We start from the raw sequence: 23,601 nt of genomic DNA, 5'->3' as shown, positions 1-23,601 counted from the left end.
TCAATGGAAGTGATAAATATAGTCGGTATGTCAATTCGTATTAAATGTATGGATTGGCCTTAACTTTTTCTTACTTTTGTATTTATGGTCTATTTATATGCGAAGGCAGTTCATATTATCTTTGTGGTTTGCTGGATGGCTGGATTATTTTATATTGTTCGGTTATTCATTTATCATACGGAGGCTAAATCCAAATCTGAGGGGGAGTATGGAGTTTTGCATAAACAATTTATAGTGATGGAAAGTAAATTGTGGTGGATTATCACAACCCCGGCAATGTATCTAACCATTATAGCGGCTTTGATTATGCTATATATTAATCCTGGGTTACTGACTATGGGGTGGATGCATGTCAAATTAACATTTGTACTGGGGCTGATGCTTTACCATTTTTCTTGTCAACGGATTATGTTCCAGCTCAAAGATGAATCTTCCAAATGGTCTTCAACAAAACTTCGTCTCTGGAATGAATTAGCAACTGTTTTGTTATTTGCCATTGTTTTTACAGTTGTGCTAAAGTCTGCATTAAACTGGATATTTGGAGTTTTAGGTCTATTGATATTGGCTGTTTCTTTGATGATGGCTGTAAAACTTTATAAAAAATTCAGGAATAAGAAAGCATCATAAAATGTTAAATTCTTAATTTCCTTAATCCTTTTTTATCAACGATAGTCGAATAATTGTAAACATAAAAAGGATGATGTATAAGAGATTTCTGACTATTTTTGTACTGCTCATTATAGCGACTGGAGCAATTGCGCAACGCCATAGACCGTACGGTGGAACATTAAACATTTACTCAGCAGATGTTCCTTTCTTTCTTTATATCAACAATGTTTTGTATAATAATAGGGCATCGAGGGATATTCGGGTGCCCAATATGAGAAATCCGCACTATAATCTGCGTATTGTATTTGCTGATAGGCAGCGAAGAACCTTGCAAGGGAGCGGGGTTCAGCTTGTCAATCGAAATGGACAATATATGCATGTAGTATTCTCAGTGAGCAATCAACGTGGAGCAAAGGGAATTATCTTGGAGTCCATGAATCCAATAGACCAATATCATGATGGTTATCGTGATGAATACGATCAAGAACAGCCTAACAGTGACCCATATGGGCCGACCGACAACGATGAGACATATCGTGAATACGATCAAGATAATGTGACGTATGACCAGCGGGAACAAAACGATCATACTATTGCCAATTATCCGGGTAAAAATGATTCTAATCGATTGAACGATCTGTTGAACCAAAAAGAAAATGACCAGGATCGACTTCTTATTGCTTCCCAAGAATTGAAAAGCATGCAATTGAATGCTTCCGAAATAGTTGATTTAATGGAATTATTCATACGGGATGATAATAAATTGGCATTTGCTCAATATGCTTATCCTACTTGTGTGGACAAGCAGAATTACGGAAAGGTTAGCGATGCATTGTCTTTTAGTTCAACACGGGAGAAACTGGCCGAATTTATTAGAAAAAATGGACAATAGATTTGTTTGAAGGGGTAGAACCGATGTCGTGCGATAATATGGATCAGGGCGCATCAGTTCTACCCTCGGTATATTTGTCTTGTCCTCTAAGTGCTTATTGAATAGCTATGAAAACTAGGAAGGTTTCTTAATTATATTATTCACCACCAAAACAGATATACTTCAGTTCCATATACTCGTCGAGTCCATGTTTGGACCCTTCACGACCAATGCCTGATTGTTTTACTCCGCCGAACGGTGCTGCGGCATTTGATATTAAACCGGTATTGACACCGACCATACCTGCCTCCAGCTGTTCTGCAACACGGAAACAACGGTTAATATTGGCACTATAAAAATATGAAGCAAGACCAAACTCAGTATTATTGGCCATGGTGATTCCTTCTTCTTCGGTTTTGAAACTGAAGAGCGCACAGATGGGCCCAAATGTCTCTTCATGAAATATCAGTGCTTCTTTGGGTAAATTTGTCAATACGGTTGGCTGAAAAAATAAGCCTTTGATGACGTTTCCTCCAGTGGCCAGTTCTGCCCCATGGTTTAGTGCATCTTGCACATGATGCTTTACTTTCTCCAAGCCTTTTTCATTAATCAATGGCCCCACTTGAACACCCTTCTCAAGGCCATTACCGACCTTTAATTTACTAACGGCTTCGGTAAGCTTCAATGAAAATTTATCATAGATATCTTCCTGTACTAGGAAACGGTTGATTGAAACACAAGTTTGTCCTGAATTTCTGAATTTACCTGCAATAGCTCCGTTCACTGCAGCATCAATATCGGCGTCATTGAAAACGAGAAAAGGCGCATTACCACCCAGTTCCATTGAAACCTTTTTGATATTTGAGGCAGATTGTTCAATAAGTGTTTTTCCGACTTCAGTAGATCCGGTGAAAGAAAGTTTTCTAACGAGATCGTTTGTAGCAAGTTCTCTTCCTATTCCAGCACTATCCCGTCCAGTAATTACATTGAAGACGCCTTTTGGTACTCCCGCTTCTTCGGCCAGTTTAGCCAAAGCAATTGCTGAAAAGGGAGTTTGTGAAGCTGGCTTGAGAACAACGGTACATCCAGCAACTAACGCCGGGGCAACTTTTCTTGTAATCATTGCTAATGGGAAGTTCCAAGGTGTGATCGCTGCTACAACCCCAATACCCTGCTGAATTGTTAACATACGGGAACCATCTTTCTGAGAAGGTATGGTTTCTCCATACGCCCTTTTTCCTTCTTCAGCAAACCATTCAACGAAAGATCCCCCATATTCAACCTCAACCTTCGATTCACCAAGTGGTTTCCCACTCTCAAGCGTCATGATTTCAGCCAATGAATCCTTGTGTTGTTGAATAAGGTTATACCATGCCCGAACGATATTGGAACGTTCTAGTACCGTGGTATTTTTCCAAGTTTTCCAAGCCTTATCAGCAGCTTGTATTGCTTTGATACAATCAGCTACTTTCAAATCAGGTACTGAAGCTATAATTTTTCCAGTGGCGGGATTGATGACATCAAAAGTATTTTTTGCTGTTACAAATTTCCCATTTATATAGGCTTTGTCAATTAATAGCGTATTTTTCATTTTATTCGAATTATGGGGGAATGAGACCTTATGATTTCCGATGGACAGTTACTTTTATAACCATGCGGAATTACTTATTGTTTTATCGAAGCGTATTCTAAAAGAGAGTGTCAGATGAATTTCTTTTGTTGCTTTTCATTCAGAATAGTGCAGTAATTATTCTTTCCAAACCATTTATAACGATTTTTAGCAAAATAATCATAAAGAATATCCCGGTATTTTAAGGGTAGGATCTTCGAATACGATAAAATTGAATAAGGAAAACCCAATTGTTTACAAATATTCAGAATAGCATCACTCTTGATAGAAAATCCAGTGGGGGACAGGTATACAATGGAATCAATGTTGTTGGGAAGGTCATGGAATCTATTTTTTGCAATATCAGCGTGTAAAGAGCCAAAAAGGAATCTGTTTTTACGATCTATTTTTAATAAGATCTGAACGAAACGATTACAGACTAGGCAAGCATCGTCAAAAAGAATGATATGTTTCCCTTGGATATCCATAAAATAAAGTTACCTCTATTTATTAAAAGAACTGCCATGTTAACATCACAATATGATTGATACCTGTACCATTTGTTTTCATTTCATTTCCTAATTTACTTCATAAAAAAGGGGTTTCCATTAGAAAACCCCTTTTTTATTCACTTAGATATTCATTATAAGTTTTTCATGATGGTATGGCCCATACGATCTCTTTTTGTTTTCAGGTATTCCTCATTATAGGGATTCGCTGTTATTTCAATTGGAACGTTCTCTACGATTTCTAAGCCATAACCAACAAGGCCAGCACGTTTTGTAGGATTATTTGACATCAGACGCATTTTTGTGACGCCAAGATTTCTAAGAATTTGAGCCCCCACACCGTAGTCTCTTAGGTCTGCTTTAAAACCCAGCTGAACATTTGCATCGACAGTATCTATCCCATTTTCTTGCAGTTTGTAGGCATGTAATTTATTGATAAGACCAATTCCACGACCTTCTTGATTCATGTATACGACCACACCTTTTCCTTCTTGCTGGATCATTTCCATTGCTTTATGGAGCTGAGGACCGCAGTCACAGCGGCATGAACCAAAAATATCGCCGGTCACACAAGAACTATGTACACGGACAAGAATAGGCTCATCTTCGTTCCATTCTCCTTTATAAAGTGCAAGGTGTTGTTCGCCTGTATCTTTTTGTGTAAAAGCTTTCATCTGAAAATCGCCGTATTGTGTTGGCATATTGACTGTTACTTCCTCATTGATCAATGAATCGTGTTTTAAGCGGTATTCAATAAGATCCTCAATACTGATGATTTTTAAATCAAATTTTTTGGCTACTTCCATTAATTCTGGTAGTCTTGCCATTTCACCGTCTTCTTTTAAGATTTCGACCAATACACCTGCTGGTTCAAAACCTGCCAAACGAGCAAGGTCAACAGTTGCTTCGGTATGTCCTGTACGACGCAATACACCACCATCTTTAGCAATCAATGGAAAGATATGTCCTGGTCTACCCAATTCTTCGTAGTGAATATTAGGGTCGATCATAGCTTTGATGGTCTTCGAACGGTCAGAAGCAGAAATTCCAGTTGTACAACCGTAACCCTGCAAATCTATGGAAACGGTGAAGTTGGTCTCATAAACCGCTGTATTTTGACCAACCATAAGATCGAGATGTAAGGCATCAGCTCTTTCTTTTGTGATCGGTGCACAGACTAAGCCGCGGCCATGCGTTGCCATAAAGTTGATGATTTCAGGTGTCGCATTCCGGGCAGCAGTGACAAAATCACCTTCATTTTCGCGATCTTCATCGTCTACGACGATAACTACTTTTCCTGCTTGTATATCAGCGATCGCTTCTTCGATCGTGTTTAATTTGAACTCCATTTATTGTTATATAGTAATTGATGCAAAGTTAGTGTAGAATCTACTTTTATTTATAATAAGGCTGTCACAATCTAATGTGATTCTTTTAATTTATTCTTCTTGCCAAATTTTTCCTTCAACCACTTCCACGCCGCTTCGGCTTTTAATTTATACTGGTCAATATCAAATAAAGCAGAGTCTGTGGTAGACTTATAGGTTAAAAATGCTGCCAAAGGAGTTAGGACAATAATGGCCATCCACATACCAATGGCAGAAGATATAGCACCATCTTTGGCCGTTTTTTCAGCAACTGTCGAGATAATATGATAGATCAAAAAGAAAATGATCGCCATGACGACAGGAAGTCCAAGTCCTCCTTTTCTGATAATGGCACCGAGCGGAGCTCCAATAGCAAAAAGTAAAAGGCAGGAAACTGCAAGGGTAAATTTACGATGCCATTCAATTCTATACCGAATATCCTTGGTCTTATAATCCTTAAACTCAAGGGTACGGCTATTCAAATCTTCTTTTAAGTAGCTAAGTTGGTTCAACGCATTCATCGTGATCTGAGATCGTTGTTCAGGGTGGACAAGATCAGTGAGCAGATTCTTAAAAGGTTTGACCTTTGCTGGCTTTATCTTGGGTTGATCGGGCTGATTTAAACTAAAATATTTAGAATAGATGTTATATCGGCTATCCAAAGTTCTAGTCATTGCCCTGCCCATGCTATCTATTTTAATATGGTTCGAGTCAATGTACATGTCCAGCTGTTTGAGATTTAACATAGCATGATGACTCTTGAAGAGGTTTTCATCCGTTTTGCCCTGCTGAAAACTACCCATATCAAATTTCTGTTCCGTTTCCTTAAATTTAAATCTTGTAAATTGTTGGCGTGGATCGTATGTTTTGGAATTTTTTGTTCTAGATTCTTCATAGCGTATACCATCCTTTAATTTGAGGATCATATAACTATTGTCTGGAGAGTTGTAAATATATCCTTCTTTGGCCATGAGCACATTGTTGGCTGTATTTCCTCCACGATGGTCATAAATCATTAGGTCATAGAGAACGGTTCCTTCCTTGTTTTTTCCCCTGGCACGGATGGAATATCCTGGAATTGTATTATTAAAAATACCTGGCTTGATTAGAAAATCCGCTTTTTTGTTGCGTACATCTGTCAATAGTGTCCCCATTTTTAAGTTGACGACGGGAAGGATGTAATCGGAAAAAAGGAAGGAGCTTGTGGCAAATATGGCAACAAGAATAAACAAAGGGGTCATGGCTTTGCGTAACGATACTCCCGCAGCTTTTATAGCAACAAGCTCGTAACTCTCGCCTAAATTTCCAAAAGTCATGATGGAAGATAGCAGCATGGATAGAGGCATTGCCATTTGGATCTGAACGACACATTGGTAACCAATTAATTCCATAATGGTATACCATTCAAATCCTTTTCCAATTAAATCATCAATATATTTAAAAAGAAAAAGCATCAACAGCACAAACATCACAATAAAAAATGTGACAATAAATGGTTTGATGAAAGCTTGAAGAATAAGTAAATGAACCTTTTTCATCCGTGACGCTAAGCATACTGATGCTTTTACATTAAAGCACCTTTACTCGAAGAGTCCCAGAAGAGCTCTTCGAGTGAAATATAGTGCAAAGATAGGCTTTTTTATGCACCTATAACACTCTGAAGATAGACTATTGAATTTTTCCAGATCATTTTTCTATTTTCCAGATCTTCTTCTTTTGCATAATCAGTGATTTTAAGTGCAACGTCATTCGTCAGTTCATCTTGATCAATCTCCATGTCGAAGTAATATGGATCATCGTCAAGCCACTTAAAACGTACTGATTTGTTTTCTTTCGACGCTACAATTTTCGCACGATGGGGTTCATCGTCCCAAATGAAGGTATAAACGGAGTCTTTAAAGTTTACATCATCTGCAAACCATTGTGCCAATTCGTTTGGTTCTTGCAAATACGGAAATAAAATTCTAGGCGAAGAGTTGATGATATATTCTAGTTGGAATTTTATTTTATCTGCCATATAAATGTTTTTTTTAATTTTAGTTCGTTTAAAATAAAAATAAGCTATATTTGCGTTCCCAAAATGGCGGGGTAGCTCAGATGGTTAGAGCGTTGGATTCATAACCCAAAGGTCGGCAGTTCGATTCTGCTCCCCGCTACATATCTCTTCCCAAATTGCTTTTTATTACAACAACTTATTATTTGTAATAATACATATTTATTTTGTTATTGCAAGTTTTTTTGTGAAAAGTTGGAGGGTTTTTGACAAATATTTTATTTTCGATTTTTGTGAGGCTCATTCCTTTTTCTTTTGCTGTTCTAATGCTTATTTTACTTGGCTAAAAATGAGTTCGTTGTGCGGAAAACTTGCTTTTAATCGTGGTTAGTTGGCAAAAAAAATAAAAAAATCTTTTGAATTGACAGGTGAAGTGGTATATTTGCATACCGAAACGGCGGGGTAGCTCAGATGGTTAGAGCGCAGGATTCATAACCCTGAGGTCGGCAGTTCGATCCTGCTCCCCGCTACTAGATAGCTCCAGATATTTGGAGCTTTTTTTTGTCCTTTTGGCTGACTAAAGTGTGTTCCGAACAATATTCATCTTCCCAGCGAAGAGCCTAATAGTTTTTAGTCATGCTCAGAAATAAACTATTGAGTGAAAGCTATATCACTTCTCAATTATCGTCATAAGCTAAGCTTTTCCATTCCTCTTTTTGTAGATATCGTAACATCATAAAAAATATTAACCAGCCGATACCTGCTAATACCCAGATCAATAGCTCATGTTGGAAGATGATTTTATGCAAGAAGCCGATGAGTCCTAATAGACCCAAAATCAATAAGTTTATGATCGCTTTGGAACTTGGGTGGCTTGCTTTTGAAAAAGGATAATTTTTTACAAGAAAGAGCATGATCAGTATACTTTCGATTCCTCCAATTGCTGCGGAGAGTAACAGGTCATTGACCGCTGCGATTCCAAATAAAGGTATACAAACACAGAGAAATAAAATATGGAACGGTAATACATATTTAATAAGACATGCTTTAAGCACGCCAGTCATGAATTGTCCAGGTTGCTGTATTGGGGTAACATAATAAATCCACGCGGCTTTATACTTATTACTTTGCGTGATAAGCTGGAATACTGTAAGTATCGTTAACAGGGAGAGATAAAACATGATGATATATAAGCCAGACTCTCTTAGCTTGACTAATTTTTCTGCCATGGAGAGACCTTCGCCTGTCCGTAGAAACAGAAAAATAAAATAGATGGGTAGATACGCCAACGAAGGGTAGAGCTGCTGTTTGAATTCTCTTGTTTGTGAACTGATGAGCCAAGTGATCCCAAACCCGGCTTCTTCAAGAGGGGTGGAGCACACTTTAGGACGTATTACCTGATATAGTGGCACTCTAGTCTTGTTTTTTCTGGCACGATAAGCCGTAGTCTCTGTTTGAGGAATATCCGCATTCGAAAGGGCCGCAACTTTCGCAGTAAAACCACGAGAAAATAATTGCGTGCATGCATATATGCCAGATAAGGGAACCATAATTCCTAGCAAGGATAAGATGATAACGTGAAAGCTGAAATTGCCAACCAATAAAGGTTGAAAGGAAGCAATCCATGTACTTGGAAAGATCCAGAGAAATTTGAGCTGGCCCATTGTTAACTGAGATTCAACAATTGTTTGAATCAGATTTGGACCAATATAGTAGGATAAAAATAGTATTAATGAAAGGACAATTTGTATATAGGAAATGAGATCTTTAAACTTTTTGATGGGGAGATATTTAATACTAATAAGATAAAAACCATTTATGAAAACCAAAGATATTAGGGCACCTAAGAGAAGTTGTACACCTAACAAAAAGGCCGCAGCCAGCCCCCAGTCCAATAACACATAGATAAATACAGGAAGTGAAAGGGCAATGACTTGGTTACAAAGTTTGATGGCAATAAATGCTATTCTTGAAATGGCCATTGTTCGATCATTGACCGGTCTTGGCAGAATAATATATTGGTCTCTTGTATCTAAAAGGATGGGGGAAAGATCAGATATCAGGGTAATGCTGAGCATACTTGTAAAGCATAGTAACAGGATCGATACAGCTAGGTATTTGTCAGGAACCATCACAAGAATGGCCATGAACATTAAACCAAAAATCAAGTACAATATAAATTGCAATATGGATGCGGATGCAGAGGACTTGCCACTATTTCTCTTTTTGAAACTTATGGGTTTTCTGTTTTCTAAGATAACCTTGGTGTTTAAAATAATTTTGAATTGATCAAAATTAACACCTAAGTTTTCCCAGAGTCCACGAAACAAAAGAACAAATTTCACAATGAATTTTTCCATCTTATTGAATTGCAGTAATAATATGAGATGCTTTTAATGTATCAATGTTGGTATTGGTTAATTTCGCGAATATTTGTTCCAAGGTTTCATCTGGATCAGTCTTCAAGGATTCAATTGTGCCATCAGCTATGATGCTGCCTTGATTTATTAATAGAATTCTATCTGAAACCTTCTCAACAACATCCATCATATGAGAACAATAAAAAATAGTTTTACCTTCTTTGGCGAGGAGAGAGATAAGTTCCTTAACAAAAATTACGGCATTTGCATCTAATCCTGAAAGAGGTTCATCAAGAATAATGATCTGCGGATTATGGATGATACCTGATATGAGCAGCACTTTCTGACGCATGCCTTTTGAGAAGGTATCCATTCTATTGTCCATACTGTCTTCAAGTCCGAATGCAGTCAATAATTTTGTGGAACGGTCCTGGATGATTAGGTCTTCCATGCCATAAAGTTTACCTACAAAATCGAGGTACTCCCTTGGCGTCAATACATCATATAATTCGGCATTTTCAGGCACATAGCCAAGCTGGGCTTTTATTGAAAGCGAATCTTCTTGTATATTGATGCCATTAATTTCAACATGACCTGTAAAATCTTCAATTAACCCGGTTAGTATCTTTACCGTCGTGGATTTGCCGGCCCCATTTGGTCCAATATATCCAATCACTTGCCCGGGAAATATATCCAGGTTAATTCCCTTTAGAATTTCTTTTGACCCGTACGATTTTTTGAGGTCAATTATATGAATGAGAGGTACTTTACTTTCCATATGATTCTAATCTTCAAAGGTAAACTTACATAAAAATATGGAGTTATAGTTCCTGAAGCTGGATCATACAGGGCTTATTGTGCATGATTTTTCTCATTTATGCTATGATAGCTCATAAAAAAAGAGCCTAAGCTCTCTTTTGTTTTACTACTTCTGTTGGAAAACTATCTGTTGTTCTTTGGATATCCCTCTTCATCAAGATCATCCCTTAGATCTTCTTCATTTTCAGCTAATTTTTTGTCTAATGGAGACAAACGCTCATGCTTAAATGTTTCTATTCGCATATGTGCGTCCTCTAATCCTTCTTCTTCTAATTCTTCTCGGTCAGCATATTCATCCCCGACAAAAGGATTTGAATCGTCATATGTTGAATCATCATCAATGGCACCTTCAGAAATTGTATCATAATCAGCAGGGTGGTCATAGTCGGGATCTGCATCATCGACGTCCATCTCATAGCTATCAAGCTCTTCATTAAAAGTCAGATCTTGGTCCATATCGGGATAATCTTCTTCGATTTTTCCCTTTTTCGTTTTGAGTTCTTTCTTTGCCATATTTGCAGCAATTTGTCTTCATAAATAAAACAGATGTACCATAAAAAAGTTTTAAATATTCTTTTGCATAGGAGTGGGGATACTATTGATACCGTAGTAGATCATGCAATTGAATGTATCGAAATAACAGGTGTAAATTCCTTTCGACGAATAAAAACAAAGTGTGGGGCATCTTTGTTCTATTGATAAATTGTCATCATGATTTTCAAGCGCTTAAATTATCAGGTTTTACAGAACTTGCGTCTCGAAGGATACAATATTCTATTGACTGGGGGGCGTGTGGAAGATGAAACTCCCATCTACTTCCCGATGAAATTGACATCCTTGGATATGGAAGATATATTGATTGAAAGCAAGACGAAAAACATGTTTCAGGGACAGAGCATCATTATTTTAGATGAAGCCATACAACGTTCTTTAAATAATGATTTGAGTGGGATAATTCAGTTTGATGATTGATCAAGCACTATTTTTTGATTTTTTGTAGGAACTTGGAGTCATATTCTTTTTTTTCTTGTAGAAATTGGTGAGATGGCTTTCGTCATTAAAACCTAGTTCATCAACAATCTGTTTCATTGTATAACGTTCCGATTGTAATCTTTCTTCAATAAGATCAATACGGATATCATCGATATATGTTTTGTAGCTTTTTAAATATCTTTTCTTAAAAAATGCTCCAAAATAATTGGCTGAAATCTGAAATTGATCAGCTATGCATTTAATTTGGAGCTTATTCGGAAAATAAATATTGTGCTGAATATAATTATCAATTTCTGTTGAAATCTCATATGATTCCTTTATAGGAAGTTCTAAATCCTTTAATATATTTTCTATCAATGCAAATAATGCCATGACTTGATGGAATACAAATATAGAGTCTGTGGAGTTTTTCCATCCTATATATTGCTGAATAATTTGAAAGTTCTTCTCTATCAGTTTTCTGTTTTCTTTTTTTAAGGATAGGCTTTTATTTAATAGCGTTTGGGAATTGAATATCTCCTGAGGACTGTAGGATAACCTGAAATTTTGTTGCACATGGTGAAGGTCTTTAAAGTAGTTATCAGAAATATACAAAATATACACAAATGAATTCTTTTTGACTTCAAATATATCTGAATTTTTATTGAGAAATAGTAGGTTCTCTTTTTCGAATTTTGTACCGTTATTCTTCGAAATCAGGGTGCCTTCTGAAATATAGACTAATGCGAAATCAAAACCAAGATCGTGTGGATTGATTTTTTGTTTATGTTTCATTTTTTCAGAGACAAAGGATATGTTCATTGTGTATATTTCTTTCAATTATTTTAATCTACAACATTCAGTTGGTGGTATGATAAAGATCGCCATTTATACTTATTTATGGAAATCAGGGTTGGACTTAAAGGTTCGAAATTAAGTGCTTTTTGCTTTTCTGGTCAATTTTTCAATCTCATTCCATTGTTCATCCGGAATGATATCCAAGCCATTGAATTCTCCTGCACCCTTTAACCATTCTCCCCCGTCAATTGTAATGACTTCACCATTGACATAGCTGGAATAATCCGATATAAGATAAGCAGAGAGATTTGCTAATTCTTCCAATTTGCCCAGACGTCCCAAAGGTATTCGTTTGGTGGGTGACAAAAGTTGTGCTAATTCTCCCGGAAGTAATCTGTCCATCGCCCCTGAAGTGTGGAAGGGGCCTGGGGCGATTGCATTAAGGCGTATTCCTTTTTTTCCCCATTCAACTGCCAGGGACCTAGTCATTGCGAGTACGCCAGCTTTGGCGGTTGCAGAGGGGACCACATAGCCTGAGCCTGTCCATGCATAAGTTGTTACGATACTGAGGACTGTTTTTCCTTGTTCATTTGCTTCGATCCAACGTTTGCCTAAAGCTAAAGTGTAGTTAATACTGCCTTGGAGTACAATACCTATGACAGATTCAAAAGCGCGATGACTCAACCGCTCTGTGGGAGAAATGAAATTACCAGCTGCATTATTGATCAAGATGTCTATTCCACCTAAATGCTCATAACCATAGCTTACAACACGTTCCACATCTTCATAATTGCGCACATCACCAGCAATGGCCAAACAATTGCCTCGATGTTTTGAAGATAATTCTTTTGCTGTCGCTTGGATTATTTCATCTTTTCGGCTTGTAATTAAACAAGCGGCACCTAGTTCAAGAAAATAATCAGTCATTGCTTTTCCGAGACCTGTTCCTCCGCCTGTAATTAAAATACGTTTGCCTTTTAATGCATCTTCCTTTAGCATGCCCATATGTCATTTGGTTTATATATGATTAAGTTACGCAAATTTGAAAGAAAATAAAAGAAAGGTTGGAAAAGTAGAAAGAGAGAGGACAGAAAGATTGTAGAAATGAAATGCCTCAATTCTGGAAATAATGTGATTGAAAAAAAAGGGTACTATTCAGAATAGCACCCCTTTTTTATTCTTTCAAGCTATCGCTAGAAAGAAAATATGTTTATGCGCCTAATTGCACACGTTTGAAAGCAGTTACTGTCAAACCTTTAGAAACTGAATCTAAGAATTGAGCGATATTTTTAGAAGAATCTTTTACAAATTCTTGGTTCAAAAGAGTCGTATCTTTGAAGAATTTGTTCAATTTACCTTGAGCGATTTTCTCAGCCATCTCTGCTGGTTTACCTTCTGCAATGATTTGCTCTTTCGCGATAGCGATTTCACGATCAATCGTGTTTTGATCAACACCATCTTTATCGATTGCGATAGGATTCATAGCCGCGATTTGCATAGCGACATCTTTACCCGCTTCTTCAGCGCCAGTTGCGTCAGCAGAAAGACCAACCAATACACCTAAACGGTAGTTACCATGGATGTAAGCGATTACTTTCTCTGCAGTGATAGTTTCGTATTTAGAAACATCAATTTTCTCACCGATTACACCAGTTTGTTCGATCAAAGCATCAGCGATTTTCTTGCCATCAAGTTCCAAACCTTTTAATTCTTCTAAAGAAGCTGGTTTGTTGTTCAATGCTAAGTCTGCTATTTTTTCCGCGAAAGCTACGAAATCTGAGTTTTTCGCTACGAAGTCAGTTTCACAGTTTACTTCAACTACGATACCTGATTTACCATCAGCAGTTGCTTTAGCGATGATAACACCTTCGTTAGAGTCGCGATCCTGACGGCTAGCAGCTACTTTTGCACCTTTTTTGCGCAAGTAATCCACAGCAGCTTCAAAGTCGCCATTAGATTCAACCAAAGCTTTTTTACAATCCATCATACCAGCGCCAGTTTGTTGACGCAATTTGTTTACATCTGATGCAGAAATTTGTACTGACATGTTTATTTCTTTTTATTATTGTTTACTACTGAAAATTTTGTACAATATTAACTTAAAACATGTTAAGCTAATATGAAGTTTAACATTCCTTGATAATCGGCTGTAGTTAAACCAAAAAAACCGGACAGATAGCTTAGTTCAAGAAAAGTATACTTTTCCAGAAACTAACGCTACGCTATCCGGTTTGGAATAAAAATATTATTCTCCGTCTTTCGCTTTACGAGGACGTTTAGCTTCTGAAGCTTCACCATTGTCAGCTTTTGCTTTGGCAGCAGCAGCATCTTTTTCAGCTTCTTCTTCTTTGTCGCGTTTGCGCTCGTCCAAACCTTCTTGGATCGCCTTACCAATGATGCTTGCGATTAAGCTAATTGATTTACTAGCATCATCGTTTGCAGGAATTGGGAAGTCAATGTTTGAAGGATCAGAGTTTGTATCTACCATTGCGAAAGTAGGGATGTTCAATTTCATTGCTTCAGAAACAGCGATGTGTTCTTTTTTAACATCAATGATGAATAAAGCAGCTGGCAAACGGTTCAGATCAGCGATACCTCCTAAAAGGTTTTCTAATTTGATACGTTCACGTTGAATCATCAACTTCTCTTTTTTAGACAATACATCATACGTACCGTCTTTTTGCATTTTGTCAATGTTAGACATTTTTTTGATAGACTTACGAACTGTAGCGAAGTTAGTAAGCATACCACCTAACCAACGCTCAGTAACGAAAGGCATGTTAACCTCTTTCGCTTGTTGTGCGATGATCTCTTTTGCTTGTTTTTTCGTAGCTACGAATAAAACTTTACGACCTGATTTTACGATTTGTTTGATAGCTGAAGCAGCTTCTTCTAATTTCGTAAGAGTTTTGTTCAAGTCAATGATGTGGATACCGTTGCGCTCCATGAAAATGTACTTAGCCATTTTCGGATCCCATTTACGTGTAAGGTGACCAAAGTGCACACCTGCATCCAATAAATCTTGATAAGTAGTTCTTGCCATTTTTTGATCCTCCTTTGATTAACGTTTACTGAATTGGAATCTTCTACGAGCTTTACGACGTCCTGGTTTCTTACGCTCAACCATACGGTCATCACGTGTTACTAAACCTTTAGCGCGTAATGCAGGTTTAACTTCTGGGTTAAGCTCAACCAAAGCTTTTGCGATCGCTAGGCGAACAGCTTCTGCTTGACCTTTAACACCACCTCCGTTAACGTTTACTTTTACATCAAAGTTTGCTAATTCACCAGCTACGTTCAACGATTGTGTAGCGATATATTGCAAAGGTAATGTTGGGAAATACTCTTTGTAGTCTTTACCGTTTATGATAATGTTTCCGCTACCAGCAGTTAAGTAAATGCGGGCAACAGCAGTTTTTCTTCTTCCTGAAGTGTTAGTTGTTGACATGTCGATTCTCCTTAAAATTTAACTGGTTTTGGATTTTGTGCTTCATGTTTGTGCTCAGTACCAGCATAAACGTAAAGGTTTTTAAATAATTGACGACCTAAACGGTTTTTAGGAAGCATACCACGAACAGCTTTTTCAATAATGCGCTCAGGAAATTTAGCCATTAACTCTTTAGGGGAAACGAAACGTTGACCACCTGGGTATCCAGTGTAGCGTACGTAAACTTTGTCGCCTAATTTGTTTCCTGTCAATTTAATTTTGTCTGCATTGATAACAATCACGTTATCTCCACAGTCTACGTGTGGGGTGAATGTCGGCTTGTGCTTACCACGAATAACCTTCGCAATATTGCTTGCCAAGCGCCCCAAAATCTCTCCTTCAGCGTCAACAACAATCCACTCTTTGTTAACGGTGTTCTTGTTGGCAGAGACAGTTTTGTAACTTAACGTATTCACTTGCTTTTGTTTAAATAATTTATTAAAATGTTATTTATCTCCCCTTATCACAAGGGTCTGCAAAGGTACATCTATTATTCTACATTTTAAAATCTATTTTACTTATTTTACTGAAAACGAGCGAAGTCTTTAATATGACCTTGGGAATCTCAATATTTTTACAACTTCCTCGAATGAATATTGTTACATTAGTTAGTATATTGCAGGAAGAATTTTTAATTATTTAGTGGAAGTAGATGAGATTGAATTTTTTAGGTAAAAGAATTTTTTTAGGTTGTGTTGGCTTTTTTATAGGCATGGTCAATATCTTACAAGCACAATCATTAGATACAAAAGATAGACCGTATGGCACACGACTCAAAAATGTACAAGATATATTGAAGCAAGGGAAAATTGGGCCAGGAATAGATTCCTTGGATGCTATACTGTCCGATTATCCCAAGGCTGACGATATCTATTTTACAAAAGCAATTCTCTTTGCCCAAATGAGAAATCAAGATGGTGCAATTGAGGCAATAAAGGGTGCGTTGGATATACAGGTAAAACCCGAATACCTAAGTTTTGCCGTAGATGCTTATAAAAGCAAAAACAACGTGGATAGTGCCTTGATTTATTTAGATAAGCTCATAGATCTTGACAATAACCGTACTGCATCCTTAAAACGGGAACGTATTATGCTGCTCTTTAATGGTGGTCGTAAAGATGATGCCATAAAATATTTTTATAAGACGAAAGAAACAGAACCCCGATCGGATACCTTAGATATGGTGGGCAGTGTACTGCTAAATGATGCGGGAGATCATAAGGCAGCAATCGATCTATTGAAACCTTGGGCGGATCAGGAGACGACATTGGCCCAGGTGTATGGTCAATTGGCTCAAGCATATAACCTTTCCAAAAATACTAAACTTGCTCTGGCATATATTAATAAAGGGTTACAGGTAACACAAGAAGACTTTCTTTATTTTGATTTGGCAGATCTATATCGGTTAGACAAAAAATTAAAACTTTCTTTTGAAGCATTAAAGAAAGGATTTGAGTCCAAAAAGATTGATTTTGGAGAAAAGAACCGAATTATAATGACCTTATTGGGACCAAAGGCACCCTATACGAATGAACAGCTGTTAGCGTTGGCTAATATTTTAGTGGAAGTACATCCGCGTATTGCCGAAAGTCACATGGTAAAAGGACAAGTACTTTGGTTGAATGAGGACAAAACTGCCGCTCAAAGCAATTTATCTGTTGCGGTTACTATGAATCCTTATCAGATTGATGCATGGCGTATGTTGATGAGTTTGGATATGGATAAAGGAGAGTTTGATCAAGCAATTGCCCATGGTGCAGAAGCATTGCGCTATGTGGCAAATAATGCTACGATACTCTATTTTACCAGTATGGCTTATCTGATGAAGAAAGATACGGAGAATAGCCGGAAATTTATGGAAGCAGCACTGAATAATGCGCAAGATGAATCTCCATTCTTACAGGCCAATATCTATGGTGGCCTGGGAGATATCTATAATACATTAAAAATGTACAAAGCTTCTGATGCTGCTTATCTGGAAGCGATTCGGCTTGATAGTACAAATGTTACAGCGATGAACAATTTAGCATACTATTTGTCGTTAAGAAAAGAGCGGCTTGATGAAGCCGCCAAGTATGCAGCGATGGCCACCAAGTTGCAGCCCAATAATGGTACATTTGAGGATACTTATGCGTGGGTCCTATTTGCAAACGGTCAATATGAGGAAGCATTGGTTTGGATCCAAAAAGCTTTGAAAAACACCAATCCGCAAACTTCAGTGCTGATTGAACATTATGGCGATATTTTGTCAAAATTAGGAAAGACCACCGAGGCTGTAAAACAATGGAATTTAGCCTTGGATAAAGGAACCGATTCGGAGGAAAGTAAACAAAAATTAAAAAAGAAGATTGAGATTAAAGATTATGTGGAATAAAATAGCTTGGATTGGTATGCTGGTATTTCTACTTTCTTCTTGTAGTTCCAAAAAGAAATTGTTGAAAGGAGCCGATCTTAAATCCGAAAATGAACTGATAATAAAAGACAATTCACGGGCATCAAAGAAAAATACTTTACGGAATCTCTTTTTGACTAACTTGAATTATTCAACCTTTTCTGGGAAGGCGAAAATGCGCCTTGACTTAGGTAAGGACAACTATGACGTTAGCTCAAACATAAGGATCGAAAAAGATAAGAAGATTTGGATTTCTATTTCAGCCACTCTTGGAATTGAAGTAGCGAGAGTTCTGATTACGCCTGATAGCGTACAGATCTTGAACAAGCTTCAAAGTGAATATATGATCAAACCTTTTGACTATTTGTACCGTTTTGCAAGTCCTGACCTTACTTTTTCTAACCTGCAAGATCTATTATTGGCCAATCTTTCCGTTAATTTACTCTCAGATATAGACGGTGTGAATTTTCAGCAAGAGCCAAATTCAATACAATTGGAAGGAAAATTGAATGAATTAGACTTCTTATATAAGTTGAACAATAATAATAGACCCTATCAGTTTCGGCTTGCACAATTGTCAAAAAGTCAATTATTAGAAGCCAACTACGGTAATTATGCCATGGCTTCAGGACAAGAGTTTCCAATGTTATTGAAAATGATCATATCGGATGGAAGACAGCAGATCAAGACAGAAATTAATTTTAATAAGGTGACCTTTAATGAGCCTGTTGATATGCCTTTTTCAGTGTCATCCCGTTACAAAGTAATACAATGAGAAATGATCTATTTCCGTTAGATTTATTACTTTCGCATTTAATTTGCTATTGTAAGTAGAGGACATTAGAAGATGATAATAGCAGACACACAAAAAATAGTACTGTAAATGAACTTTAGAAAGACGATACTCGGTATAGCAGCATTCATTTTGATGATTGGAGTTTCAATGGCTCAAACTCGCGCAGAGCTTGAGAAGCAACGGGAGAAACTTAATCGTGAAATCGCTGAATTGCAAAAAACGGTCAAGGAGATAGCCAAAGAAAAATCATTGACACAGCAACAAGTAACAGCTTTAAGTAAACAGATAAATCTACGTGAACAAAAGATCAGCACAATTACCTCTGAAGTGGCGGTAATCAATAAGCACATTAATAAAAATACGGCCTCGGTAAATAAGCTAAAAGCAGAGTTGGAAAAGATGAAACGTGACTATGAAAAAATGGTCATGTTTGCATTTAGGAACCGAAATGCATATAACAAGTTGATGTTTATTTTTGCATCAAAAGATTTTAATCAAGGTTTTAGACGTGTGAAATACCTACAGCAATTTAATGATTCAAGAAAATTAAAGGCGGCCGATATTGAGAAGACAAAGAAACAAATTGAGCAAAAGATCGCACAATTGAAGGCTGATCGCAATAAGCAGGTTGCCTTGATGAAAGAGCAAGAAAACGAAAAGAAAACAATAGCGCAACAACGGTCTGTTTATTCTGGACAATTAAATGAGTTGATTGTCACTGAACGTGGTGTGAAAAAGGATATTACACAGAAGCAGAAAGAGGAGCGTCGGATCAACGCTGCCATTAAAGAAATTATTAGAAGAGAAATTGAAGCTGAGCGAAGAAGGGCAGAAGCTGCTAGAAGGGCAGCCGAAGCAGCGGCCGCACGGAATCGGAAGACAACTGAACCATCAGGGAAAAATACGAAAACAAATACTGCGCGAAAATCAGACTCAGAAGTACTTCGTAATACCCCGGAAGCGATCAGACTTTCAAATAACTTTAGGTCCAATCGTGGACGTCTCCCTTGGCCTGTTTCCAATGCAAAAGTTATGCAAGGATTTGGCGGAGAAAGTGTGGGAAGAAATGTGAATTGGGACCACGAATCAGTAAAAATACAAACTTCAAGTGGAGCTGCAGTAAAAGCTGTTTTCTCTGGAGAAGTGAGTAGTGTTTTAACGATGTATGGTCAACGGATCGTCATGATCAAGCACGGAGAATATTTTACTGTCTATAATAATTTAGGTAGTGTGAGTGTCTCCAAAGGGCAAAAAGTAAGTACTGGACAAACAATCGGAACGGCAGATGTCGATTCGGATACAGGGGTGCCGATGGTAGACTTTTCAGTTTACCAAGGAGCAACTGCCCTGAACCCGATGTCCTGGTTGGCTAGGTAAGAAATAATTATTATATTTAATAATTATCATTACATTTGTAAAGAGAGAGAAAAGATTTAGTTTAAAAGAATTGAAAAACAAGAAATTATAGTTATGTCAACATCATTATTAATCATGGGAATCGGGGGGCAAGAGTTAATTATCATTGTCGTAATATTGTTACTATTATTTGGTGGCAAGAAGATTCCTGAATTGATGCGCGGATTGGGCAAAGGGGTAAAAGAATTTAAAGAAGGTCAAAAAGATGAGTCTTCAACCGAAAAAAAACCTGAAGTAGAAGACAATAAATAAGAGTTATTCTATTCCAATATAACATAGATACGATTTTGTGATGAACAAAATCGTATTTTGTTTTAATAAGCATATCCCTATTATTGAAGATAGGAATATTCATACTAAAATCCATTTCTAAGCGTTTAAGTTATTGTTGATTTTTTACAAGAAAATCGGACCTGGATTTAACAGTAGATTTATGATCGGAAAACAGACGTTAATTTCATTACTAGGAGGGGTATGTTATGTGCTGCCGCTCACGGCTCAAGAAAGCGCTGTAGAAGGCATGAGAGAGGCCACTCACCAATTCATTCAAGGAAATATTGAAAAAGAAAAACAGGAGATTTATCAGTATCTTGACAGTATAAAGTCTTCTGGGAATAGTAGAAAAGATGATGTTGTCATCACAGAAGAAGAGATACAGTTAGTTCGCAAACTAAAAACGATTGAACGAGAAATCCCATTGGATTATTCTTCGGGTGTAAAAACCTTAATCAGCAAATATACTTCCGAAAATTACAATCCTTATATGTGCCGTATGATGGGACTTGGACAGTACTACTTCCCAATCTTTGATCGAATTATGGATGAAGTCGGCGTACCTAGAGAACTGAAATATTTAAGTGTTGTGGAATCGTCCTTAAATCCACGTGATATTTCAAGTGCTGGTGCGACAGGATTATGGCAGCTTATGTACTATGAAGCGAAAGAATATAATTTGGTGGTAGACAGTTATACCGATCAGCGGATGGATCCGATAGCCTCAAGCTATACAATAGCAAAAATATTGAAGGAGGCTTATGGACTATATGGAGATTGGCTTTTGGCCATTGCTTCCTATAATGGAGGTAGGGGAGCTGTTGGACGGGCAATTAAACGATCTGGAAAAGAAAAACCGACTTTTTGGGATATTGCACCTTATTTAACTAAGCAGACGCAAAACTATATACCTAAATTCATTGCCATGACATATGCTATGACATATGCTGATGAAAATGATATTAATGCGGCAGACACGGAACTATCGCTGAAAACCCAAGCGTTGGAAATTAATAAACGAATTTCATTGAGCCAGGTTGCAGATGCATTGCAGGTTTCAAAAGAAAGCCTACGCGTGCTGAATCCTAGTTTTAAAAAGAATATTTTAAATGGTACAGAGGAGTCGCCATTACGATTGGTCTTACCAATTGTAGATAGAAAAATACCTGTAGAAGAACTATATGCGGCACTTAATACTCCAGCTCCAACCCCTGTGAATGAAAACCCTGCTGCTCTTTTAATCGATGGCAAATATAAGGTTAGAGTTGGAGAAACCTATGCATCCATTGCTGAAAAATTTGAAGTTACTGTGCAGGATTTAAGATCATGGAATAATTTACGTGGAAATCAAATCGTACCAGGGCAAAGTTTGTTTATTAAGAAAGAAACTGATTTCGTGGATGCGAAATTAGCGCATAATACCGAACGATCTGCTCGAAGAGCACAGTCGCAGGCCTCGCGTACCGCTTATTATACGGTTAAGAGAGGAGATACCTTATCTCAAATTGCAGACAGAAATGGCATGTCTGTTAGTCGTCTTAAAAGTGCAAATAATCTAAAAGGTAGTCGGATTAAGCCCGGAATGAGGCTTAAGGTTATAAAGAAATAACAACATGGTTAAACTAACCATGCTGCATCTTCTTCGTTATCAAATTCTTCTAAAGTAACCGTAACATGTTCTTTTAGGATAGTGGAAAGTTTAGTGCCGTAATAGTCACTAAATATGGGGAATTTATGATGACTTCTGTCAATTAATACTGCGGTTCGCATTTTCTTTAATGGAATGTTGAGAAATACGCCCAATCCGTACGCCAAGGCGCGGCCACTGTTTAATACATCATCCACTAAGATAATTGTTTTATTTTTAGCAATGTCCACAGACAAGTCCGTTTGGGCACTTAACGACCTGCTTGTTTTTTTCATGGTAACTTTAATCAAAAGGATCTCTTTGTCTGAAATCTCTTTCAAGATAGCTTGTAAGCGCTGAGCAAATACATACCCACGATCCGCAATTCCAACTAAAACAAGGGTTTCATCTTCAAAATTGTCTTCTAAAATTTGATAGGCAATGCGAATGGATTTTTGTTTTATCTGTTCTTTATTTAAGATGAGTGTTTTCTTTGAGGGCATAATAGTATTCCAATGATTATGGGGTAAAAATAGGATATTAAATTGTATAAAAAAAGAGTCCAAAGTTTTTAAACGCTTTGGACTCTTTTTTTATGTTAAGGAACGATTATTAGTTCAGCTTGTTATCTTTTTCTGCTTTTAATATTTCTGCAGTAAGCGATTTATTGTCTTCTGGTAACCTGCCACCATTGTAATAATAACGTCGCCAATACGGTTCATTTAGGTTACTAATCATAACTCCCTTGCTTGACGAAGCATGAGCAAATTTATTGTCTCCAATATATACACCTACATGGGTAATATTTCTACTTCTAATTTTGAAGAATACCAAATCACCGGCTTTCAATTCGTTTTTTTCAACAGTTTTTACTTGTGAATATTGGTTACGGCTGTTAATACCAAGTGTTGTATTAAAGACTTTGTCATACAATTCGTATGAAAATTTAGAACAATCAATGCCTCTTTTAGAATCTCCCCCCAAACGATACGGAGTACCTAACCATTCGTAGACAAATTGATAAAGCTTCGTATTAGTGGTAGCCGAGACAGCAACACCCATGATTTGTGAAAAATATTCTTTGGCTAGGTTATCAGGATCTGATTCTGGTTTGGAGTTTCTGTTGGTTTGTGCCTGCGACACTAGACATAAGCCGATAAATAGCATGGACGCTATAAATTTCTTTGTTTTCATTAAATCGCTTTTTTATACAACATTTAACTTTTAAAAACTTAGGACTGTCATCTATTTTGGACAGGACTGTTGCGAATATAATACAATATCAGTTTAGCGTCAAATTTTATTCAGGATATTTAACAAAATTTTAACAATTTTAACATCTTTTTTAACGCCTATGCGGATTTATTGAAATTTAATTTGCTTGTCAATGTTCCGCTACAATAAGTAGATCTTTGACTACAATAAGAAATATAAGCATGATGTTAGAATACTATTGGATTTCGATTGTTTTTGTTAATCTGAAAAAAAATATTAATTTTCTTTGGTAATGTGATAATATTTGTTCTATATTTACAAAACATAAGCAAAAGGCATGAATACAATTACGATTATTTCAACGATTATTATTACCACCGGGATAAAACTTAGGAGGAAGTAGTTTTATTGTATATAATTGTAGACACAATATTTCGAAGCGCTTTCCTCAAACGGGAAAGCGCTTCTTTTTTATTGCAACAATCAAA

General features: G+C 37.0%; 24 protein-coding genes and 2 tRNA genes. 10 read left to right on the top strand and 16 right to left on the bottom strand.

What is annotated here, in order from left to right:
- The first annotated feature begins 84 nt into the window (after positions 1-84).
- On the top strand, positions 85-627 hold the full coding sequence (hemJ, locus tag HX021_RS10750; protein ID WP_286590298.1) for a protoporphyrinogen oxidase HemJ: 543 nt from the start codon (positions 85-87) through the stop codon (positions 625-627).
- Between the two features lie 70 nt (positions 628-697).
- Positions 698-1,501: a proline and serine-rich protein 1 family protein gene (locus HX021_RS10745; RefSeq protein ID WP_286590297.1), complete on the top strand. Its 804-nt coding sequence runs from the start codon at positions 698-700 to the stop codon at positions 1,499-1,501.
- 136 nt (positions 1,502-1,637) lie between these two features.
- On the opposite strand, the gene HX021_RS10740 is transcribed toward HX021_RS10745, so the two are convergent.
- From HX021_RS10740 to HX021_RS10725, 5 genes are all read right to left on the bottom strand, one after another.
- Entirely contained in the window at positions 1,638-3,071 is a 1,434-nt protein-coding gene (locus tag HX021_RS10740) for an NAD-dependent succinate-semialdehyde dehydrogenase (RefSeq protein ID WP_286590295.1), read from the bottom strand.
- Positions 3,072-3,181: 110 nt separating this feature from the next.
- Positions 3,182-3,577 carry a thiol-disulfide oxidoreductase DCC family protein gene (locus tag HX021_RS21700; RefSeq protein WP_353621031.1) on the bottom strand — a complete coding sequence of 132 codons (396 nt, stop codon included), beginning with the start codon at positions 3,575-3,577 and terminating at the stop codon, positions 3,182-3,184.
- Positions 3,578-3,732: 155 nt separating this feature from the next.
- On the bottom strand, positions 3,733-4,947 hold the full coding sequence (locus HX021_RS10735) for a bifunctional 3,4-dihydroxy-2-butanone-4-phosphate synthase/GTP cyclohydrolase II (protein WP_286590293.1): 1,215 nt from the start codon (positions 4,945-4,947) through the stop codon (positions 3,733-3,735).
- Positions 4,948-5,018: 71 nt separating this feature from the next.
- The gene (locus tag HX021_RS10730; RefSeq protein ID WP_286590292.1) at positions 5,019-6,503 is read right to left on the bottom strand and encodes an LptF/LptG family permease; all 1,485 of its coding nucleotides are present in this window, start codon (positions 6,501-6,503) and stop codon (positions 5,019-5,021) included.
- Between the two features lie 101 nt (positions 6,504-6,604).
- Positions 6,605-6,982: an START-like domain-containing protein gene (locus tag HX021_RS10725; RefSeq protein WP_286590290.1), complete on the bottom strand. Its 378-nt coding sequence runs from the start codon at positions 6,980-6,982 to the stop codon at positions 6,605-6,607.
- Positions 6,983-7,047: 65 nt separating this feature from the next.
- Here HX021_RS10725 and HX021_RS10720 point away from each other — a divergent pair.
- Positions 7,048-7,121 (top strand) — tRNA-Met (locus HX021_RS10720).
- 293 nt (positions 7,122-7,414) lie between these two features.
- Positions 7,415-7,488: transfer RNA gene (locus HX021_RS10715), tRNA-Met, on the top strand.
- Between the two features lie 147 nt (positions 7,489-7,635).
- Here the strand turns inward: HX021_RS10715 and HX021_RS10710 are convergent.
- The 3 genes from HX021_RS10710 to HX021_RS10700 form a co-directional block, all read right to left on the bottom strand.
- Positions 7,636-9,318 (bottom strand): hypothetical protein, encoded by a 1,683-nt coding sequence (locus HX021_RS10710; protein ID WP_286590288.1) that lies wholly within the window; start codon positions 9,316-9,318, stop codon positions 7,636-7,638.
- A gap of 1 nt (position 9,319) precedes the next feature.
- Complete coding sequence (locus HX021_RS10705) at positions 9,320-10,096, bottom strand: ABC transporter ATP-binding protein (RefSeq protein WP_286590285.1); 777 nt, start codon at positions 10,094-10,096, stop codon at positions 9,320-9,322.
- Positions 10,097-10,260: 164 nt separating this feature from the next.
- Positions 10,261-10,650 (bottom strand): hypothetical protein, encoded by a 390-nt coding sequence (locus tag HX021_RS10700; protein ID WP_286590283.1) that lies wholly within the window; start codon positions 10,648-10,650, stop codon positions 10,261-10,263.
- A gap of 198 nt (positions 10,651-10,848) precedes the next feature.
- Between HX021_RS10700 and HX021_RS10695 the strand changes: the two genes are divergently transcribed.
- Entirely contained in the window at positions 10,849-11,109 is a 261-nt protein-coding gene (locus HX021_RS10695; RefSeq protein ID WP_286590281.1) for a hypothetical protein, read from the top strand.
- Here the strand turns inward: HX021_RS10695 and HX021_RS10690 are convergent, their stop codons facing one another.
- The 6 genes from HX021_RS10690 to rplM all read right to left on the bottom strand — a co-directional run bounded on the left by HX021_RS10690 (position 11,110) and on the right by rplM (position 15,810).
- Positions 11,110-11,949 carry a helix-turn-helix domain-containing protein gene (locus HX021_RS10690; RefSeq protein ID WP_286590280.1) on the bottom strand — a complete coding sequence of 280 codons (840 nt, stop codon included), beginning with the start codon at positions 11,947-11,949 and terminating at the stop codon, positions 11,110-11,112.
- A 93-nt stretch (positions 11,950-12,042) separates the two neighbouring features.
- Positions 12,043-12,906 (bottom strand): SDR family oxidoreductase, encoded by an 864-nt coding sequence (locus HX021_RS10685; RefSeq protein WP_286590368.1) that lies wholly within the window; start codon positions 12,904-12,906, stop codon positions 12,043-12,045.
- Positions 12,907-13,117: 211 nt separating this feature from the next.
- The gene (gene tsf / locus HX021_RS10680) at positions 13,118-13,954 is read right to left on the bottom strand and encodes a translation elongation factor Ts (RefSeq protein WP_286590278.1); all 837 of its coding nucleotides are present in this window, start codon (positions 13,952-13,954) and stop codon (positions 13,118-13,120) included.
- 198 nt (positions 13,955-14,152) lie between these two features.
- On the bottom strand, positions 14,153-14,950 hold the full coding sequence (gene rpsB, locus HX021_RS10675; protein WP_286590276.1) for a 30S ribosomal protein S2: 798 nt from the start codon (positions 14,948-14,950) through the stop codon (positions 14,153-14,155).
- Between the two features lie 18 nt (positions 14,951-14,968).
- Positions 14,969-15,355: a 30S ribosomal protein S9 gene (gene rpsI, locus HX021_RS10670; protein WP_070563091.1), complete on the bottom strand. Its 387-nt coding sequence runs from the start codon at positions 15,353-15,355 to the stop codon at positions 14,969-14,971.
- 11 nt (positions 15,356-15,366) lie between these two features.
- Positions 15,367-15,810 carry a 50S ribosomal protein L13 gene (rplM, locus tag HX021_RS10665; RefSeq protein WP_046671993.1) on the bottom strand — a complete coding sequence of 148 codons (444 nt, stop codon included), beginning with the start codon at positions 15,808-15,810 and terminating at the stop codon, positions 15,367-15,369.
- A gap of 236 nt (positions 15,811-16,046) precedes the next feature.
- Between rplM and HX021_RS10660 the strand changes: the two genes are divergently transcribed.
- From HX021_RS10660 to HX021_RS10640, 5 genes are all read left to right on the top strand, one after another.
- On the top strand, positions 16,047-17,768 hold the full coding sequence (locus tag HX021_RS10660; protein ID WP_286590267.1) for a tetratricopeptide repeat protein: 1,722 nt from the start codon (positions 16,047-16,049) through the stop codon (positions 17,766-17,768).
- The gene (lolB1, locus tag HX021_RS10655; protein WP_286590265.1) at positions 17,758-18,561 is read left to right on the top strand and encodes a lipoprotein insertase outer membrane protein LolB1; all 804 of its coding nucleotides are present in this window, start codon (positions 17,758-17,760) and stop codon (positions 18,559-18,561) included. Before HX021_RS10660 ends, lolB1 begins: the two co-directional genes overlap by 11 nt.
- Positions 18,562-18,669: 108 nt before the next feature.
- Positions 18,670-19,959 (top strand): murein hydrolase activator EnvC family protein, encoded by a 1,290-nt coding sequence (locus HX021_RS10650; protein ID WP_286590263.1) that lies wholly within the window; start codon positions 18,670-18,672, stop codon positions 19,957-19,959.
- 93 nt (positions 19,960-20,052) lie between these two features.
- Positions 20,053-20,250, top strand: coding sequence for a twin-arginine translocase TatA/TatE family subunit (gene tatA, locus HX021_RS10645; protein ID WP_286590261.1), 198 nt, complete (start codon positions 20,053-20,055; stop codon positions 20,248-20,250).
- A 181-nt stretch (positions 20,251-20,431) separates the two neighbouring features.
- Complete coding sequence (locus HX021_RS10640; protein ID WP_286590260.1) at positions 20,432-21,880, top strand: LysM peptidoglycan-binding domain-containing protein; 1,449 nt, start codon at positions 20,432-20,434, stop codon at positions 21,878-21,880.
- 8 nt (positions 21,881-21,888) lie between these two features.
- Here HX021_RS10640 and HX021_RS10635 read toward each other — a convergent pair whose 3' ends face one another.
- A complete protein-coding gene (locus HX021_RS10635; RefSeq protein WP_286590259.1) occupies positions 21,889-22,401 on the bottom strand; it encodes a phosphoribosyltransferase family protein in 513 nt (170 codons plus the stop codon).
- Between the two features lie 109 nt (positions 22,402-22,510).
- Positions 22,511-23,092 carry a C40 family peptidase gene (locus HX021_RS10630; RefSeq protein WP_286590258.1) on the bottom strand — a complete coding sequence of 194 codons (582 nt, stop codon included), beginning with the start codon at positions 23,090-23,092 and terminating at the stop codon, positions 22,511-22,513.
- Between the last annotated feature and the right edge of the window lie 509 nt (positions 23,093-23,601).

The sequence above is a fragment of the Sphingobacterium sp. N143 genome (assembly GCF_030325625.1).
In the GTDB taxonomy this organism is placed as follows: Bacteria; Bacteroidota; Bacteroidia; order Sphingobacteriales; family Sphingobacteriaceae; genus Sphingobacterium.
This window is presented reverse-complemented; position numbering and strand designations above follow the sequence as displayed.